Here is a 14,455-nt window from a genome sequence, read left to right on the forward strand (position 1 = left end):
CCTCACGGCATAGGCTCCCTACCCAGCCAGTCCAACTTTCGGGGACCAGTTCACATCTGAAGGGCTAGCCCCTCAAACGGAGGGTTCAGCGATAGGTCGGAGTTGCCGGCGCAGGGCGGCGGGTGGTGCGGGCGGCGGGCGGTGCGGGCGGCGGGCGGTACGGGGCGGCGGGCGGTACGGGGCGGTGAGTGGTGTGGGCGGCGGACGGTGCGGACGGTACGGGGCGGCGGGTGGAGTGGAGTGGCCGGCGACGGATGGGATCGTGTCGCCGCTGCGAGGTGGCGGTTGGTGTGGCTCGGGGCCGGGCGGGTGGTAAGTGGTCGCGCGGTGGATGCCCCGGCTGGTGGAACTGCTGACATGCGCCGCCATGCGTCCGGCCGCACCCGCCGCTCGACCCCGCCGCTCGACGGATTGCCGCAGACGGGCCCCAGCTTGCCCGCTGAGGTGGTGGGTTGCCCCCTGAGAATTTGAGGGGGCAACCCTTCATCTGAAGGGCTATCCCCTCAAACGCAGGGCTCGGCGACAGGTCGGACTCGCCGGCGCAGGGCGGCGGGTGGTGCGCGCGGCGAGGCGGGTGTTGCGCGCGGCGCGGGGCGGCGGGTGGGTGCGGGCGGTGCGCGCGCAGCGCGGGGCGGTGCGCGCAGCGCGGGGCGGTGAGCGGCGCGGGGCGGGGCGGTGAGCGGCGCGGGGCGGTGAGCGGCGCGGGGCGGCGGTAGGCAGCGGGAGGTGCGGGCGGCGGAGGTTGGCGTGGATGGCGAGGGGCGGGGATTGGTGTCGTCGGCGAGGGGAAGTGGTTGATGTTGCCGGCGAGGGGAAGCGGGGGTGTCGCCGGCGGGGCGGAGGGCGGCCGGGGTGGTGTGGACGGTGAGGGGTGGGAGTTGGTTTTCACGGGGAGAGGTCGTTGGTTGGGAGCTTGTTAGGCGGCTCGTTGTAGGGCTCGGGCTCGGCGGGTGGCTAGTTTAGAGCCGGATTCTCGGCGGGCCATTCGGCGGAGGACGGTGGGGGCGAGGAGGAGGCCGGCGACTGCCCAGGCGCCTAGTACGGCGGCGGTCTCCAGGTGGCGCCAGGAGTCGCCGACCTCGACGACTACGGCCGAGTCCGGCAGTAGGGCGGAGCGCATGCCCAGGCCCATCCAGTAGATCGGGGTGATCTGGCCGATCCACGCGATCCAGCCGGGTAGTGCGGTGAGGGGGTAGAAGATGCCGGAGATTGCGATCAACCCGAGTACGGGCAGCTGGATCAGGCCTTGGGAGCGGGCGGTGGTGAAGACCGAGCCGAGGATCGCGCCGATCGGCAAGGTCGCGACCAGGCCGAGGACCAGGACCCAGATGAGCGTGAACCAGTTCGCCGAGCCGAGGGCGAGACCTTCGACCAGGAACAGGCCGGGGATCAGCAGGATGGCCAGGTCGGCGAGCAGGCCGCCCGCGACCGAGACGACCTTGCCGACGACGTACGCGAGCATGCCGTTCGGGATCGCCTTCGCGCGGAGCAGCGTGCCGTCCTCGCGGTCGGCGGTGAGTTGCTGGCTCATGCTGACCATGCCCATCGCCGCGTTCATCCCGAGGATGCTCGGTAGCGCGAGCGCGCCGAGCAGGATCCCGGTCGAGCCGAAGTCGCGGTCGCGGAGGAAGAACAGCGCCACCAGCATGAGTACGGGCCAGAGGAAATGGCTGAACAGTTCGGCCGGGTTCGTGAACGACTGCCGTAGCTCGATCAGTCCACGCTGCCAGCCGATGCGGATCGCCGGGGTCATTTCGTCTCCTGTCCTCGTACCAACGTGAGGTACGTGTCTTCGAGGGAAGCTCGGCGTACTTCGAGCTCACGCAGCGCGTCGCCGTACGTGACGAACAAGCCGCGCACGAACCCGGTCGAGTCGGACGTCGATTCGCGGAAGTGCTGACCGTCCACGGACCACCGGACGTCGTCCTGACCAGCGATCAAGGTGGTCAGCTCGGCGGTCGTGCCGGATGCGATGATGCGTCCGCCCGCGAGTACGAGGATGCGGTCGGCGAGCTTGTCGGCCTCGTGCAGGTCGTGGGTGGTGAGCAGGATCGTCGTGTGCTGCTCGACCGCGAGCCGCCGGACCAGCTCGTGGAACTCCGACCGTGCCTCCGGGTCGAAGCCGACGGTCGGCTCGTCCAGGAACAATACGTCGGGGCGGCCAACGATTCCGATCGCGACGTCGAGGCGGCGGCGTTGGCCTCCGGACAGGGTTTTGATCTTCTGCTTGGCGAACGGGGTCAGACCGACCGCGTCGAGGAGTTCGCCGGTCGGCCAAGGGCGCGGCGCGGCGGAGGTCGAGTACGGCGCGTAGTACCGGCCGAGGTGGTGCAGCAGCTCGCGTACACGCCAGTTGCCGTGGTCGCGCCAGGACTGCAGCACGATGCCGAGCCGGGATCGCCACTGCTCGTCACCGGCGGCCGGGTCGACGCCGAGAACCTCGACCTCGCCCGCGGACCGGAGCCGGAAACCTTCCAGGATCTCGATCGTCGTGCTCTTGCCGGCACCGTTCGGCCCCAGCAGCGCGAGCACCTCGCCGGGGCGCGCGGCGAAGGACACGTCGCTGAGTACCTCGGTGTCGCCGTACCGCATCCGGAGTCCGTCCACTGTCATCACCATGGCCTGGAAACTACGTTGCGTTCACCAAACCAGCAATCAACTACAGGCCCAGAGGTCTGGAAAAACCTAATAAAACCAGGCATTCTGTGCAATGAGAGTGCGAGAGAACGCAACTCGTTGCAATGGGCTGACAGCAAACGCACGGAGGTACGGGATGCCTGGAGGTCGGCTGAGCCACGAGGACCGGCTGGAGATCGCGGCCGGCCTGACCGCCGGGCTCGGGTACGCCGAGATCGCGCGGCAACTCGGCCGCCCGACATCGACGATCACCCGCGAGGTCGCGCGCAACGGCGGCGCGGGCGGGTACCGGGCGGATCACGCGCACTTCGCGACCGCCTCCCGCGCCCGTCGCCGCCGGCCGGCCGCTCCGGGCGAGCGGCCGCGCACCGGGGACCCCCGGCAGGAGTACGTCGAGCGCTTCGCCACGATGATGGTCGAAGGCGGACTGCCCCGGATGGCGTCGCGCGTACTCGCACTGCTCTATACGTCAGACACCCGTACGCTGACGGCGGCCGAGCTCGTACGCGAACTGCACGTCAGCCCGGCGTCGATTTCGAAGGCGATCGGCTACCTGGAACGGGTCGGCATGGTGTACCGCGAGCCGGACCCGGAGCGCCGGCTCCAGCACTATGTGATTGCCGAGGACGTCTGGTTGAAGGCATGGGAGGTGAGCGCCGGCACCAATCTGAACTGGGCGGAGACCGCGGCCGAGGGCGCTGAGCTGCTCGGGCCGGACAGTCCGGCGGGCGAGCGGCTCGCGCAGATGGCGGCGTTCTTCGGGCGGCTCAGCGAGGACATGACCGGCGGCGCCGGCTTCGTCGATTGCTTGTCCGTACTCGCGACGCTCTGGGAGGCGGATCAGCTGCTCACGGTCGAGGAGCTTGCGAGCGAGCTGGAGTGGCCGGTTGAGCGGGCCGCCGACGCGATCACGTACGCGGTCAAGAACAGTTCACGGTAGGAGCGTACTGAGCATCCTTCGAGTGACGCCGCCGTCGGCCAGACCGAGCTCGACCAGATCGTCGAAGATCTGCTGGTCCCCCGCGGCCGCGCGAATCCCGGCGTTGAGGATCCGCTCCGAGCGACTGAGTTGAGCGATCAGCGCGGTGTGCCGGAGGTGCCTCGACAGCATGCGGGACGTGCGGCGACGATACGGCGTACCCGCGTCCGAACTGTTCGCGCGCAGAGCCTCCGCGACGGCGCGACCGGCATGCATACCGGTGGCGACCGCGTAGTAGATGCCTTCGCCCGTCATCGGGTTGATCAGGCCGGCCGCGTCACCGGCGAGCAGCACCGGGCCGCGCGGCGGACGCCAGGTCCAGCCGGCGAGTGGCAGGTGATGGCCCCACCACGATTCGCCGCCGTCGGTCGCGCCGGGGAGCAGCGTTTCGAGATTGCCGAGCAGATCGGTCCGCGTCGGGCGCGGGCGGTCGGCGGCGAGCAGTTCGCCGTACCCGACGTTGGACCACCCATCGCCACGGTCGAACGACCACGCGTATGAGGGCTGACGGCCGGGACCGTACGCGATCACCTGACTCGCGGCGCGATCCGGCGGCGTCGGCGCGTACCCACGAATCGCCAGCGCGACCGGGCCCGCTTTGGTGCCGAGCTCGCGGCGTACGACGGAATGCGCACCGTCCGCGCCGACCACGAACCGCGCCTTGAGCTCACCGTCCAGCGTGACCTCGCGATGGTCGATCGTCAGCTCGCGGACGCGCCGCCGGACAAGCTGCGCTCCCGCTGCCTGCGCCGCCGCGACGAGCCGCTCGTCGAACACCGCGCGCGGCACCACCCAGGTCGGGCGATGCATCTCCCGGTCGACGCCGACCTCGCCCTTGTTGAGCACGAACCGGCGCACCGGCGTCCAGTCGTCGAGGATCCCGGTCACCCCGACCTCGGCGAGCAGATCGAGTACGTGCGGCGCGATCCCGTCACCACACGCCTTGTCCCGCGGAAAGTCGTGCCGGTCCAGCAACAACACCGACAAAGTCGGATCCGCCGCCAACGCCCCCAACGCCGCACCAGCCCCGGCCGGCCCAGCACCCACAATCACCAGATCCCACACATCGCACAGTCTGGCAGACCGGATGACCTCGGCAGATGGACAGTACGTATACGCCCACTGACCGCTCAGCTGACCGTCCGCCCTGGGGGCGGAGGCGCGCAGTGGACATATACGTACTGTCCAGATGCTGCTCAGGTGCCGGGGCGGCGGCCGGGTTTGTTGGGGCGGCGGGGGGTGGGGGTGCGGCGGGTGCGGGGGGAATGAGGTGTGGCGGGGCCGGAGGTGGTGACTGGGCGGGCCTCGTCGAGGTCCACGATCTTGGGGGGCGGTGGGACGAAGAGGGGGATGGTGTCCTCCCTCGGCGGTGGTGGCGGCGGCGGTTCGGTTGGCTTGGCGCGGGCGGCGGATTCCTTGCTCACCTTCGGCCGGGGCGCCGCCACTGCGGGGGCCGCGACCGGCGGGCGGGTGGACTTGCGGTGCGGCAGCCGCGTACTCAACTCGATGCCCAGCGCACCGATCAACTTGCGGCAGGCAACGATCGAGACGGCGACCGCGAAAACGGTGCAGCCGGCGAACAGGACCGACTGACCACCGGCGGCCCAGTTGTGCGGGTCGGTACGGATCATCGCCGCGATCATTGCCACCACGATCGCGTTGGTGATGCCGACGGCAACGGCCAGCCCGACCGTACGCAGCAGCACCCGTCGTTCCAGGCCGACGTCGTCCGCGGCAGCGACCAAACCGGCGATCAGGCCGGCGAGTACCGGCACTGTATAGACAAGGGCGAGGGTGAGGCCCGGGCTGGCGACGAGATAGAAGATGTCGAACACCAGCGCGGTACCGGTCAGTGCGGCCGCGAAGCAGATCACCATCGGTGGGTACGCGCGTACCACCGCGACCGCGTCCGCGGGCACGGTCTTGAACATCCGCAATGCCAGAAGCAACTACCCATCCCCTCGTCAACCCCCATTGTGCAACCCGCCGCCACCGGGCGTGAGTCACGACCACCAGCGAGTCGTGACGCACGCCCGGTCGGAGCGCGGGCTGCCGTTGAGAGGCGAGGGGTTAGGCGGCGGCCTGGACCGGATCGAGCTTGTCCCGGAGGTCGTCGAGGATGCGGCGCAGCACCCGGGACACCTGCATCTGGCTGACGCCGATGTCGTTGCCGATCTCGGACTGGGTCCAGCCTTCGACGAACCGGAGCTGCAGGATGCGGCGGTCGCGCTCACCCAGATCGGCGAGCACCGGTTCCAGCATCTCGACCGTCTCCAGCTGGTCGATGGTCGCGTCCTCCTCGTCGGCGACCACATCGGCCAGGGTCAGCTCCGCGTCCACCTCGGCCGGCCGGTCCAGCGACAGCACGTTGAAACAGCCCCGGGCCGCAAGCGCCTGCTCGATCTCGGTCACCTCGACCTCGAGGTGCTCGGCGATCTCGACCGGGGTCGGTTCGCGGTTCAGCTCCTGCTCCAGCTCGGGCAGCTTGGTGGCGATCGTTCCTTGCATCTCCTGCAGCCGGCGCGGAATCCGTACCGTCCAGGCGCAGTCGCGGAAGTACCGCTTGACCTCGCCGCGGATGGTCGGGATGGCGAACCCGATGAACGGGGTGTCCGCCTCCAGCCGATAGTGGTGGGCGGCTTTCACCAGACCCAGGTAGGCGACCTGTTCCAGGTCATCGGCCTCGGCGCCCCGGCCGCGAAAGCGGCGCGCGATCCCCTTGGCCATTTCCAGATTGAGCTCGACGACTTGCTCGAGCAGTTCCTGCCGTTCGTCGGCATCGGTGCTGGCGGCCCGGCGTTCCATCAGTTCCCGGGTGGCTGCTTCTCGTGCGGTCCGATCGATCGGACCGGTCCGCTCAAGCGGACTCGGGGCCGAAGCCCGCTCCATGGTGCTCGTTCCCATTGGTATGACCTCGCGACTGTCTCGTCACGGCGTGGCACTTAGCTGAACCACGGTCATGCCTGCAGGAGAAGTCGTACCCACTACTCCGGATCTCATGCATCGCGTTCCGGATGTCGTACAGGCGGGGGTACCGGAGACGTACGCGTGGTCCATGAGCGGCTGATCCGTCACCGACGGCGACGAACACGCCGTTCCAACGAGCGTTTGACCTCGACACGGTGACAGGAAGTAAGGAAGCGGACACATGACCCCAAACCGTGTACGATGCAAATGCAAGCCCAAATGCACGTGCATATGCCAAGTACGTATGGAAGGTGCAGCTGATGACTGCGATCTACAACGGCATGCCTGGCGACTCGAACACCGAGCTGACATGGCGCAAGAGCCAGCGAAGCGGCCCTCAGGGCAACTGTGTCGAGGTGGCGAAGCTCCCGGACGGCGGTGTGGCGGTACGCAACTCCCGCTTCACCGAGGGCCCGGCGCTGGTCTTCACCAAGGCAGAGATCGAGGCGTTCTTCGGTGGAGTCCAGGACGGCGAGTTCGACTACCTAGCCTGATCCTTACAACTGCGTAACACAGATCAAGGGCCCCTTCGCCAGGCGAGTGACGAAGGGGCCCTTCTGCGTGCCCGGAGCGGCGCCACTCGATCCGTACGCGCCGAGTTGGCCGGCGGACCGAGAGGGCGCTGGAGGTCAGGTGGTGCGGACATGGAAACGCCAGGTCCGGCTCTCCGGCGAGAGTCGAACCTGGCGTGCTCGAGGGGCGGGGTACGACAGGTACAGAACAGTACAGAGGACTACTGGACGGTCAGCGGCCAGAGCTGCTCGCTCGGGAGCTCCGAGGCCTTGCCGGTCGCCGCATTGTCAACGGTGATTCGCAATCCGGTGAACTTCGGCGTCATCACCTTCTGATAGCGCGACGCACGATCGGGCTCGGCCGCGTACTCCGCGATCAGGTGGTCGCCCAGCCAGATCCGCACCATCTTCCGTCCTCCTGCCGTTCTGTCTGTGGTCATGGCGCCATGCTCACGATCGGGTCGCCGTCCAGCTGCCGGACGCCGCGCAGCCAGCCTTCGAAGGCCCAGCGCTGTTGCTCGGGGCAACGCGCCACCAGTTCCTGGATCTCCCGCTCGGTCAGCTCTTCGGGCGCGTGCCCGCCGGCCCGCGCGGCCGTACGTTGCGCTGCCCCACTGTCGTCGTCGTTCATCGACTCGGGTTCCCCAACCAGTCGTGCCGGTGGCGGTGCCGCCGGCGGTCTGTAGGACCGGCCTGCCGGATCACGCGAGGTCACTTTTCGCGAGATACAGCTCACCTTCTGTGCATGAATCAATCATGGCGTCAGCACGCAGCGAATGCAAGCGCCCGATGCACGTGCATCCGCACGTTTTCCAATTCGAGACCACAATCGGCCGGTTTCCGCCTGAAGCAGGCTGGATCAGGCGCGTCGAACGGTGTTCGTCAGCACGTCGAATGGATAACTTTGTACTGACAAAGTGGCTGATAGGGCGATCGGCTAGGCTGACGCTCCGTGATCGCTGTTGCGGGTTGGCCGGCCATTGGTAAGAACTTCGGCAGATCTGCCTGCCGTCGTGCGATGATGTCCCCTCGCGGGTGAGATTCCCGCTGGTGACGATCGCCGGGGCCGCTGGGAGGTGGGTGTGACCGAGTCGGGCGCGCAAAGCGGGCCGACCGCGCTGCGCATCATCCTCGGAGCACACCTTCGCCGGATGCGGGTGGCCGCTGGGATCAGCCGGTCCGACGCGGGCTGGGAGATCCGCTCGTCCGAGTCCAAGGTCAGCCGGATGGAGCTGGGCCGGGTCGGCCTGAAGGAACGCGACGTCGGCGACCTTCTTACTCTCTATGGTCTCGACGACGAAGAAGAGCGTGGCCGGCTGCTCGCGCTCGCCCGCGAGGCGAACAACCCCGGCTGGTGGCACCGCTACGGCGACGTGCTGCCGAGCTGGTTCCACTCTTATCTGGACCTGGAAGCCGCGGCGCAGCTGATCCGTGTCTACGAGCTGCAGTTCGTGCCCGGTCTGCTGCAGACCGAGGAGTACATCCGCGCGGTGATCCAGCTGGGTCGCGGGATGATCGCGGCCGAGGAAGTCGAGCGCCGGGTCACCCTCCGGACCAACCGCCAGGAGATTCTGACCCGCCCCGATCCGGTGCGGCTCTGGGCAGTCATCGACGAAGCGGTCCTGCAGCGCCCGATCGGCGGCGTCAAGGCGATGCTCGCACAGATCGACCACCTGATCGAAGCATCCCAGTACCCGAACGTCACCCTCCAGGTGATGCCCTTCACGGTCGGCGGCCACGCGGCAACCGGTGGCGCGTACAGCATCCTCCGCTTCCCGGAGCAGGACCTTCCGGACATGGTCTACATCGAGCACCTCAGCAGTGCCCTCTACCTGGACAAGCTCGAAGACCTCGACCAGTACACCGCCACCATGGAAGCCCTCTGCGTCGCCGCCCCACCCCCGAGCAAAACCCGCGACCACCTCCTGCGCATCCGCAAAGACGTCGAACGCTGAGTTCTTCCCGCCGCGACCGGTCACGGTGGGATCACCCGGGGCGAACACTGTCGTCCTCACCAGGCAGGCTCACGGTCGAACGCCCTTGAGAGTCCACCGTCACCGTCCAGGTCTCCTTCGCCGGCCGGCCGGCCCTGCTCCAGGTGCCGTAGGCCTGTTCGGTAACGGCCCAGAGATCCTGCTCGCCGCCGTGGTGCACGTTGCCGTCGGCAACATGGGCCCATGACTCGGCACGCGGGCCGCTGAGGGAGGCCGCGCCATCCGGCATTCGCGCGAACGTGATCTCCGGCGTGGTGCACCAGAGATACAGCCGGAAGTCCGGGTCGTCGAGTACCTTGGCCGCAAGTGTCGTACGCCGCGACGCGGTCTGCTCCGCACGCCGCTGATGTTGTGCGTCGGTGAGTTCAGGAACCGGCTCGCCGGCGGAGGCGAAGTCCGGCACCTGGCGGGCGCTCATGAAGTACCCGCGCGGATCCATCAGGCTCCCGGTCGCCGACCTGCCGTCCGGATCGATGACAAGCTCCAGCCACGCGCCGATGGTGTTGTTGTCCGGCGCTCGAAGATCGGCGAGGACAACCCCGCCGGCCTTACCCCAACGGATCCATTCGTACGGCACCTGGGCAATGGCATGCGTTGCCAGGATGCGATCGTACGTGTCATCGGCCGCCTGAAAGGACGGGTGCCAGCCGAGTGCGGCGAGGCGCTCCCGTGCCCGGGCCGTCAGTTGCGGGTCGATGTCGATCGTGGTCACCGCCTGGTCCCCCAAGAGGTGGCACAGGATGGCGGCGTTGTACCCGGTGCCGGTGCCGATCTCCAGGACGTGCATCCCAGGCTCGATCTCGAGCTCCTCGATCATGTCCGCCATCAGCGCCGGCGCCGAGGACGAGCAGGTGAACGCCGTCGCACCAGGTTGCCCGGCGATCGGCTTGACCTGGGTGATCAGAGCCTCATTCGTGTACACGGTGTGGAGCCAGGCCGGATCGGTCGCATCGACGACGCCATCGATCGTGGTGACGCCGGCCGCGTTCTGCTTCAACCGGAAGAACTCCGGGACGAAGGCATGCCGGGGTATCTCGAGAAACGCCCTTTCGAGCGCAGGGCTGTGCAGGTAGCCCTCTTGCTTGATCGCCCGGACCATCGACTGTGCCAGCGATCGCCAGTCCGGGGCAGGGTTCGGGTCAGTCATCACGGCACTCCAGGAGATCGGCAATTGTCGCGGTCAGTGGAAGACCTGTTTCCAGTTCGAGCCAGTGCCACTGGCCACCGCTGTTGCACTCGTACCACCACCAGCGCCCATCACGGCCGAGACCGAAGTCGAAGGCGCCGAACAACAGACCGAAGCGTTCGAGGTACGACTCGCACGCCCGCACCACGTCATCAGGCGTGTCGATCACCTGGTAGCTGACGGACGTGTAGTCGCGCCGCCAGTCCACGTGGGGCGAATCGATCCGGACGCTGAATTCTTCCGGCCGATCATCGTCGTACGGACATCGGCGACCTTGTCGACGCACTGCTGAAACAGGTGCAGCGTGGTCCCGATGGTGTCGTCGAGATCATCGGGTTGGACCTCGTCCACCCAGATGACCGAGCAGTCGCCGGCTTCGGTGCGCAGGTCGCTCGCATGCAACGGTTTGTACAGGACACGGTCGTACGCGGCAGCGAACGCGCGCGCTTGATCCGGAGCATTCGTGATCAACGTCGGCGGTACGGCGAAACCGGCCTCGTGAGCCACGGTGAGCTGCCTCGGCTTGAAGTCTGCTTCCAGCGAGCGCCAGATGTGGTTGACCCAGCGCGCCCGGATGCCCGACAGGACACCACCCATGCCGTACCGCGCCTGATCCGCGGCGAAACGACCATCGCGCTCGGTCATCGCGGCCGGTGCCTGGTACGGCGACGGCCGGCGGTAGTAGACCGACCTGACGCTGTGCAGCTCCAGCTCACGACTAGCGGTACGCAGGATGCTCCGACCGGCGCCGTAACGGGCAGCCACCATGAGCTGACCGTTCAGTACGTCCGCCGGATCGCACCGCACTACGGGGACATCTCGTGCGTTCAGCTCTTCGATCACCACATCCGAGGTGGGATCGTCGACGCTGGTCAGCACCAGTACGGGATAGGTCATTGTCGTCAGTCGGGTACGTAGGTGACGACGCGCGTGTCATCAGGTGAGTCGCCGTGCTGACCGTCGCGGCCGCCGGTCGGCTGGCTGGTGACGGTCTGCCGAGACGTTCCGTGCTTCGGCGGTCCGGCCTGCGCGACCCGTCCGGCAGCGTCGCGGTACACGGTCAGTTGGGTGGCGGGATCGATTGTCATCGAGGCCGGCGCAGTTTCACCCGGTACCTCTTTGATGGGTGTGGCGCGGGTCAAGCCCCACGGGCGTGCTGTTGAGCTGGGCATGGCGAGGTCCTTCGGCGCAGGAGGGTGGAAAGCAGGACGGGCACGGGCGTCAGGGGGCCGGCATGCCCGCCCCGCTGCTCATTGGGTGTGGCCAACTTGTGTGGTCATGGGAACGACCGTACGGAGGGTGACGCCCCGGACACCATCCGAATCTGAGCGTGCGAAAGGCTGCTCAGGATGCTGGAAACGGACGTCCGCGGCGGGTTTCAGCGCGGCGTGGTCCGATGGGACGCCCGAAACGCGAGGTTGTGGATAGTGGCGCGGCAGCTCAGGGGTTGATCAAGTTGCCGATGAAGGCGGTGGTGTCGCGGGGGCTGAGGGCCATGGCTCGGAGGTGGTCGAAGACCAGGCCGTAGCGGTCGATTTCGGCTTCGGTTTCCAGGAAGATGTCGCCGGCCAGGCTCTCGACGTACACGATGTCGGGGGCTGTGGGGCCGAAGTTGAGCCGGACGAAGGCGCCGGTCATGCCGGGGTGGGCGCCGCGGTCGAACGGGATCACCTGGAGCATGATGTTCGGTTGCTCGCTCAGCTCCAGTAACCGGGCCAGCTGCGCGCGCATGACCGCGCGCCCGCCGACCTCTCGCCGGAGGGCCGCTTCGTCGATCACTGCCCAGAACTCGAGCGGATCACGGTCTTCGCGCTGCCGGCTCAGCACGATCTGGCGTTCGAGCCGGGTGCGGACGTTCTGCTCGACCTCGTCGGCGTCCATCGGCAGGCCGTCGAGCACCGAGGCGCGGGCGTACTCCTCGGTCTGCAGGAGTCCGGGGATGTAGAGCGACTCGTAGTTGTGCGCGGCCTTCGCTTCCGACTCGAAGCTGATGTACGCGGCGTATCCGCGGGGAATGACGTCCGTGAACTGCCGCAGCCAGCCGGGCTGCTTCGCGCCTCGGGTCAGCTCGATGAGCTCGGTGCGGCGGGCCGGGGTGACGTTGTAGAGGTCGAAGAGGGTTTCGAGGGTGCCGAGGTGGGGTTTGGCCTGGCCTTTTTCGATTCGCCAGAGGGTGCCTTGGTTGACGCCGGTGCGGTCCTGTACCTGTTCGCGGGTGAGGGCGGCCTCGGTGCGGAGGATGCGGAGTTCGGTGGCGAGACGGCGCAGCCGCACTGTTGGCGGGCCGGCTGGTCTCGGCATTGTCCACAACCTCGCGTTCTCGACTCCGAACGGTACGGATCCCGATCGATCGGCCGTCCAGCGGGACCTGACCACCGTCCAACGGACCGATACCGGCACCCAGATTCGTATGGTACAAGAACCGTCACCCTCCGTACGGTCTTGTCAGGTCAATCCTCTTGGGCGAGCCAGAGGATGAACCGGCGGGGTCGGTGGCGGTCTCATCAGCCGCGGAGCTTGTGGAGTAGTCGTCACAGGCGGTCGGCTCCGCCTTCCCTAGGTGTTGTCGGTCAGCCAGGTGATGAGGGGGGTGGTGGCTCGCCAGTCGGTGCGGATTTGGGTGGTCAGGGCGGGGGTGTGGATGAAGGGTTCGAAGCCGTAGTTCTTGCCGACCGTCAGGGTTTTGTGGCGGAGGAGGTCGATGCGGGGGTGGTCGGGGTCGTAGCCGCGGGGGGTGGTTTTGAGTTTGTCGCCGCCGATGGTCCAGCCGGCCTTGGTGAGTTTGGCGAGGAGTTTCTCGAGTTGGCGGCCGCGGCGGTCTTCGGCGATGGCGGTGCGGAAGCGGGCCAGGCGGTCGGGGGTCGCGTCATAGAAGCCGGCGCCTACGCGTACGCCGGGCGCTGACACCTGCACGTACCATCCGGTGGCCGGCGCGACCGCGACGTACGCGCCTTGATGGGTCTTGTACGGCGTCTTGTCCTTGGCGAAGCGGACGTCCCGGTACGGGCGGAACAGCTTCGCGGCACCGAACTCCTCCTCGAGCTCGGCCGCCAGCTCCGTCATCGGCGCGCGCACCGACTCCTCGTAGACGTGCTTGTGCGCCGTCCAGAAGGACTTGGTGTTGTCCATTTCGAGATCGTCGTAGAAATCCAGCGCCGCCGCCGGGAAACCGGTAAAACTCATAGCGACACGATAGTTCCCCGGCAGCGAACGGACGGACCCCATGCGCGCGATCCAGGTCACCGAACTCGGCGGCCCCGAAGTCCTCGTCCCGGCCGAGCTCGACCCGCCGGTCGCCGGTAAGGGCGAGTTGCTGGTCGAGGTCAGTGCGGCGGGGGTGAACTTCGCGGACACCCATCGCACCGACGGCTCGTACCGCGGTGGCGTGACGCTCCCGTTCGTACCGGGCGTGGAGATCATCGGGCGTACGAAGCGCAACCGCCGCGTCCTGGCGGCGATCCTCGAGAAGGGCGGTGGGTACGCGGAGTACGCGGCAGCACCGAGTGATCTGGCCGTCGACGTACCCAAGGAGGTCAGCGACGGGCAAGCACTCGCGCTGCTCATTCAGGGCCTCACCGCCTGGCACGTGCTCCGGAAGAGCGCGCGGATGGACTGCGGCGACACGGTCCTCGTCAACGCGGCCGCCGGTGGGGTCGGCTCGCTCGCGATCCAGCTCGCCAAGCACTTCGGCGCGGGGCAGGTGGTCGCGACCGCGTCCAGCCCGGCCAAGCGCGAGCTCGCGCTGGAGCTCGGCGCGGATGTTGCCGTTGACAACAGTCTGGACGGGTACGTCGACCGGGTGCGGGCCGCGACCGACGGCCGGGGTGCCGACATCGTGCTGGATCCGGCCGGTGGGCCGGCGATGCTGGCCGGGATCGACTGTCTGGCCGACTTCGGCCGGCTGATCAACTACGGCAACGCCGCGCGAGTCGGGCGGCCCGCAGTCGATCCGAGTTCGCTTGCCCAGCGCAACCTTTCGGTCGGCGGCTTCTGGCTGGCGCCCACGCTCCGGCAGCCCGGGATGTACGCGCATCCGCTGTCCGCGATGCTCGAACTGACAGCCGAGAAGAAACTGCACCCGCTGGTCGGCGCCGAGTACCCACTGGAGGAGGCGCGCCGTTCACACGAGGACCTGTTGTCCCGCCGCAGCACCGGCAAACTGATCCTCAAACCGTAAAGT

17 protein-coding genes are annotated in these 14,455 nt (G+C 67.9%); 4 read left to right on the forward strand and 13 right to left on the reverse strand.

Annotated elements, in window-relative coordinates; translation table 11 throughout:
- Nucleotides 1-916: 916 nt before the first annotated feature.
- Together ABD260_RS26395 and ABD260_RS26400 are read right to left on the reverse strand one after the other, a co-directional pair.
- Nucleotides 917-1,753: an ABC transporter permease gene (locus ABD260_RS26395; RefSeq protein WP_344237478.1), complete on the reverse strand. Its 837-nt coding sequence runs from the start codon at nt 1,751-1,753 to the stop codon at nt 917-919.
- Nucleotides 1,750-2,619, reverse strand: a complete 870-nt coding sequence (locus ABD260_RS26400) for an ABC transporter ATP-binding protein (RefSeq protein ID WP_344237480.1) — start codon at nt 2,617-2,619, stop codon at nt 1,750-1,752. Before ABD260_RS26400 ends, ABD260_RS26395 begins: the two co-directional genes overlap by 4 nt.
- 154 nt (nt 2,620-2,773) lie before the next feature.
- Here ABD260_RS26400 and ABD260_RS26405 point away from each other — a divergent pair, with 154 nt between their 5' ends.
- Nucleotides 2,774-3,577: a GbsR/MarR family transcriptional regulator gene (locus tag ABD260_RS26405; RefSeq protein ID WP_344237482.1), complete on the forward strand. Its 804-nt coding sequence runs from the start codon at nt 2,774-2,776 to the stop codon at nt 3,575-3,577.
- On the opposite strand, the gene ABD260_RS26410 is transcribed toward ABD260_RS26405, so the two are convergent.
- From ABD260_RS26410 to ABD260_RS26420, 3 genes are all read right to left on the reverse strand, one after another.
- Complete coding sequence (locus ABD260_RS26410) at nt 3,569-4,681, reverse strand: NAD(P)/FAD-dependent oxidoreductase (protein ID WP_344237484.1); 1,113 nt, start codon at nt 4,679-4,681, stop codon at nt 3,569-3,571. The genes ABD260_RS26405 and ABD260_RS26410 overlap by 9 nt on opposite strands.
- Nucleotides 4,682-4,812: 131 nt before the next feature.
- A complete protein-coding gene (locus ABD260_RS26415; protein ID WP_344237486.1) occupies nt 4,813-5,565 on the reverse strand; it encodes a hypothetical protein in 753 nt (250 codons plus the stop codon).
- A gap of 121 nt (nt 5,566-5,686) precedes the next feature.
- Nucleotides 5,687-6,520, reverse strand: coding sequence for a SigB/SigF/SigG family RNA polymerase sigma factor (locus ABD260_RS26420; RefSeq protein WP_344237488.1), 834 nt, complete (start codon nt 6,518-6,520; stop codon nt 5,687-5,689).
- A 323-nt stretch (nt 6,521-6,843) separates the two neighbouring features.
- Between ABD260_RS26420 and ABD260_RS26425 the strand changes: the two genes are divergently transcribed.
- Complete coding sequence (locus ABD260_RS26425) at nt 6,844-7,077, forward strand: DUF397 domain-containing protein (protein WP_344237490.1); 234 nt, start codon at nt 6,844-6,846, stop codon at nt 7,075-7,077.
- A gap of 239 nt (nt 7,078-7,316) precedes the next feature.
- Here the strand turns inward: ABD260_RS26425 and ABD260_RS26430 are convergent, their stop codons facing one another.
- Nucleotides 7,317-7,535: a hypothetical protein gene (locus ABD260_RS26430; RefSeq protein WP_238352478.1), complete on the reverse strand. Its 219-nt coding sequence runs from the start codon at nt 7,533-7,535 to the stop codon at nt 7,317-7,319.
- Complete coding sequence (locus ABD260_RS26435) at nt 7,532-7,726, reverse strand: hypothetical protein (protein WP_344237493.1); 195 nt, start codon at nt 7,724-7,726, stop codon at nt 7,532-7,534. Before ABD260_RS26435 ends, ABD260_RS26430 begins: the two co-directional genes overlap by 4 nt.
- Before the next feature lie 451 nt (nt 7,727-8,177).
- Between ABD260_RS26435 and ABD260_RS26440 the strand changes: the two genes are divergently transcribed.
- Nucleotides 8,178-9,050, forward strand: coding sequence for a helix-turn-helix domain-containing protein (locus tag ABD260_RS26440; protein ID WP_344237495.1), 873 nt, complete (start codon nt 8,178-8,180; stop codon nt 9,048-9,050).
- Between the two features lie 31 nt (nt 9,051-9,081).
- Here the strand turns inward: ABD260_RS26440 and ABD260_RS26445 are convergent, their stop codons facing one another.
- The 6 genes from ABD260_RS26445 to ABD260_RS26470 form a co-directional block, all read right to left on the reverse strand.
- Entirely contained in the window at nt 9,082-10,236 is a 1,155-nt protein-coding gene (locus tag ABD260_RS26445) for a methyltransferase domain-containing protein (protein ID WP_344237497.1), read from the reverse strand.
- On the reverse strand, nt 10,229-10,483 hold the full coding sequence (locus ABD260_RS26450) for an MvdC/MvdD family ATP grasp protein (protein WP_344237499.1): 255 nt from the start codon (nt 10,481-10,483) through the stop codon (nt 10,229-10,231). Before ABD260_RS26450 ends, ABD260_RS26445 begins: the two co-directional genes overlap by 8 nt.
- Entirely contained in the window at nt 10,441-11,172 is a 732-nt protein-coding gene (locus ABD260_RS26455) for an MvdC/MvdD family ATP grasp protein (RefSeq protein WP_344237501.1), read from the reverse strand. The genes ABD260_RS26450 and ABD260_RS26455 overlap by 43 nt, the downstream gene beginning before the upstream one ends.
- Before the next feature lie 5 nt (nt 11,173-11,177).
- Complete coding sequence (gene tgmA, locus ABD260_RS26460) at nt 11,178-11,447, reverse strand: putative ATP-grasp-modified RiPP (RefSeq protein ID WP_344237503.1); 270 nt, start codon at nt 11,445-11,447, stop codon at nt 11,178-11,180.
- Between the two features lie 268 nt (nt 11,448-11,715).
- A complete protein-coding gene (locus tag ABD260_RS26465) occupies nt 11,716-12,576 on the reverse strand; it encodes a helix-turn-helix domain-containing protein (RefSeq protein WP_344237505.1) in 861 nt (286 codons plus the stop codon).
- A 255-nt stretch (nt 12,577-12,831) separates the two neighbouring features.
- Nucleotides 12,832-13,458 (reverse strand): DUF2461 domain-containing protein, encoded by a 627-nt coding sequence (locus ABD260_RS26470; RefSeq protein WP_344237507.1) that lies wholly within the window; start codon nt 13,456-13,458, stop codon nt 12,832-12,834.
- A gap of 40 nt (nt 13,459-13,498) precedes the next feature.
- Between ABD260_RS26470 and ABD260_RS26475 the strand changes: the two genes are divergently transcribed.
- Entirely contained in the window at nt 13,499-14,452 is a 954-nt protein-coding gene (locus ABD260_RS26475) for a quinone oxidoreductase family protein (RefSeq protein ID WP_344237509.1), read from the forward strand.
- Nucleotides 14,453-14,455 lie beyond the last annotated feature (3 nt).

This window comes from Kribbella hippodromi (genome assembly GCF_039531045.1).
In the GTDB taxonomy this organism is placed as follows: domain Bacteria; phylum Actinomycetota; class Actinomycetes; order Propionibacteriales; family Kribbellaceae; genus Kribbella; species Kribbella hippodromi.

What these genes read in the sequence shown, in the direction of transcription:
- ABD260_RS26435 (WP_344237493.1), bottom strand. Translation starts at nt 7,726, where the DNA reads ATGAACGACGACGACAGTGGGGCAGCGCAACGTACGGCCGCGCGGGCC.
- ABD260_RS26445 (WP_344237497.1), bottom strand. Translation starts at nt 10,236, where the DNA reads ATGACTGACCCGAACCCTGCCCCGGACTGGCGATCGCTGGCACAGTCG.
- ABD260_RS26425 (WP_344237490.1), top strand. Translation starts at nt 6,844, where the DNA reads ATGACTGCGATCTACAACGGCATGCCTGGCGACTCGAACACCGAGCTG.
- ABD260_RS26405 (WP_344237482.1), top strand. Translation starts at nt 2,774, where the DNA reads ATGCCTGGAGGTCGGCTGAGCCACGAGGACCGGCTGGAGATCGCGGCC.
- ABD260_RS26420 (WP_344237488.1), bottom strand. Translation starts at nt 6,520, where the DNA reads ATGGGAACGAGCACCATGGAGCGGGCTTCGGCCCCGAGTCCGCTTGAG.
- ABD260_RS26400 (WP_344237480.1), bottom strand. Translation starts at nt 2,619, where the DNA reads ATGGTGATGACAGTGGACGGACTCCGGATGCGGTACGGCGACACCGAG.
- ABD260_RS26455 (WP_344237501.1), bottom strand. Translation starts at nt 11,172, where the DNA reads ATGACCTATCCCGTACTGGTGCTGACCAGCGTCGACGATCCCACCTCG.
- ABD260_RS26430 (WP_238352478.1), bottom strand. Translation starts at nt 7,535, where the DNA reads ATGACCACAGACAGAACGGCAGGAGGACGGAAGATGGTGCGGATCTGG.
- ABD260_RS26475 (WP_344237509.1), top strand. Translation starts at nt 13,499, where the DNA reads ATGCGCGCGATCCAGGTCACCGAACTCGGCGGCCCCGAAGTCCTCGTC.
- ABD260_RS26395 (WP_344237478.1), bottom strand. Translation starts at nt 1,753, where the DNA reads ATGACCCCGGCGATCCGCATCGGCTGGCAGCGTGGACTGATCGAGCTA.
- ABD260_RS26465 (WP_344237505.1), bottom strand. Translation starts at nt 12,576, where the DNA reads ATGCCGAGACCAGCCGGCCCGCCAACAGTGCGGCTGCGCCGTCTCGCC.
- ABD260_RS26470 (WP_344237507.1), bottom strand. Translation starts at nt 13,458, where the DNA reads ATGAGTTTTACCGGTTTCCCGGCGGCGGCGCTGGATTTCTACGACGAT.
- tgmA (WP_344237503.1), bottom strand. Translation starts at nt 11,447, where the DNA reads ATGCCCAGCTCAACAGCACGCCCGTGGGGCTTGACCCGCGCCACACCC.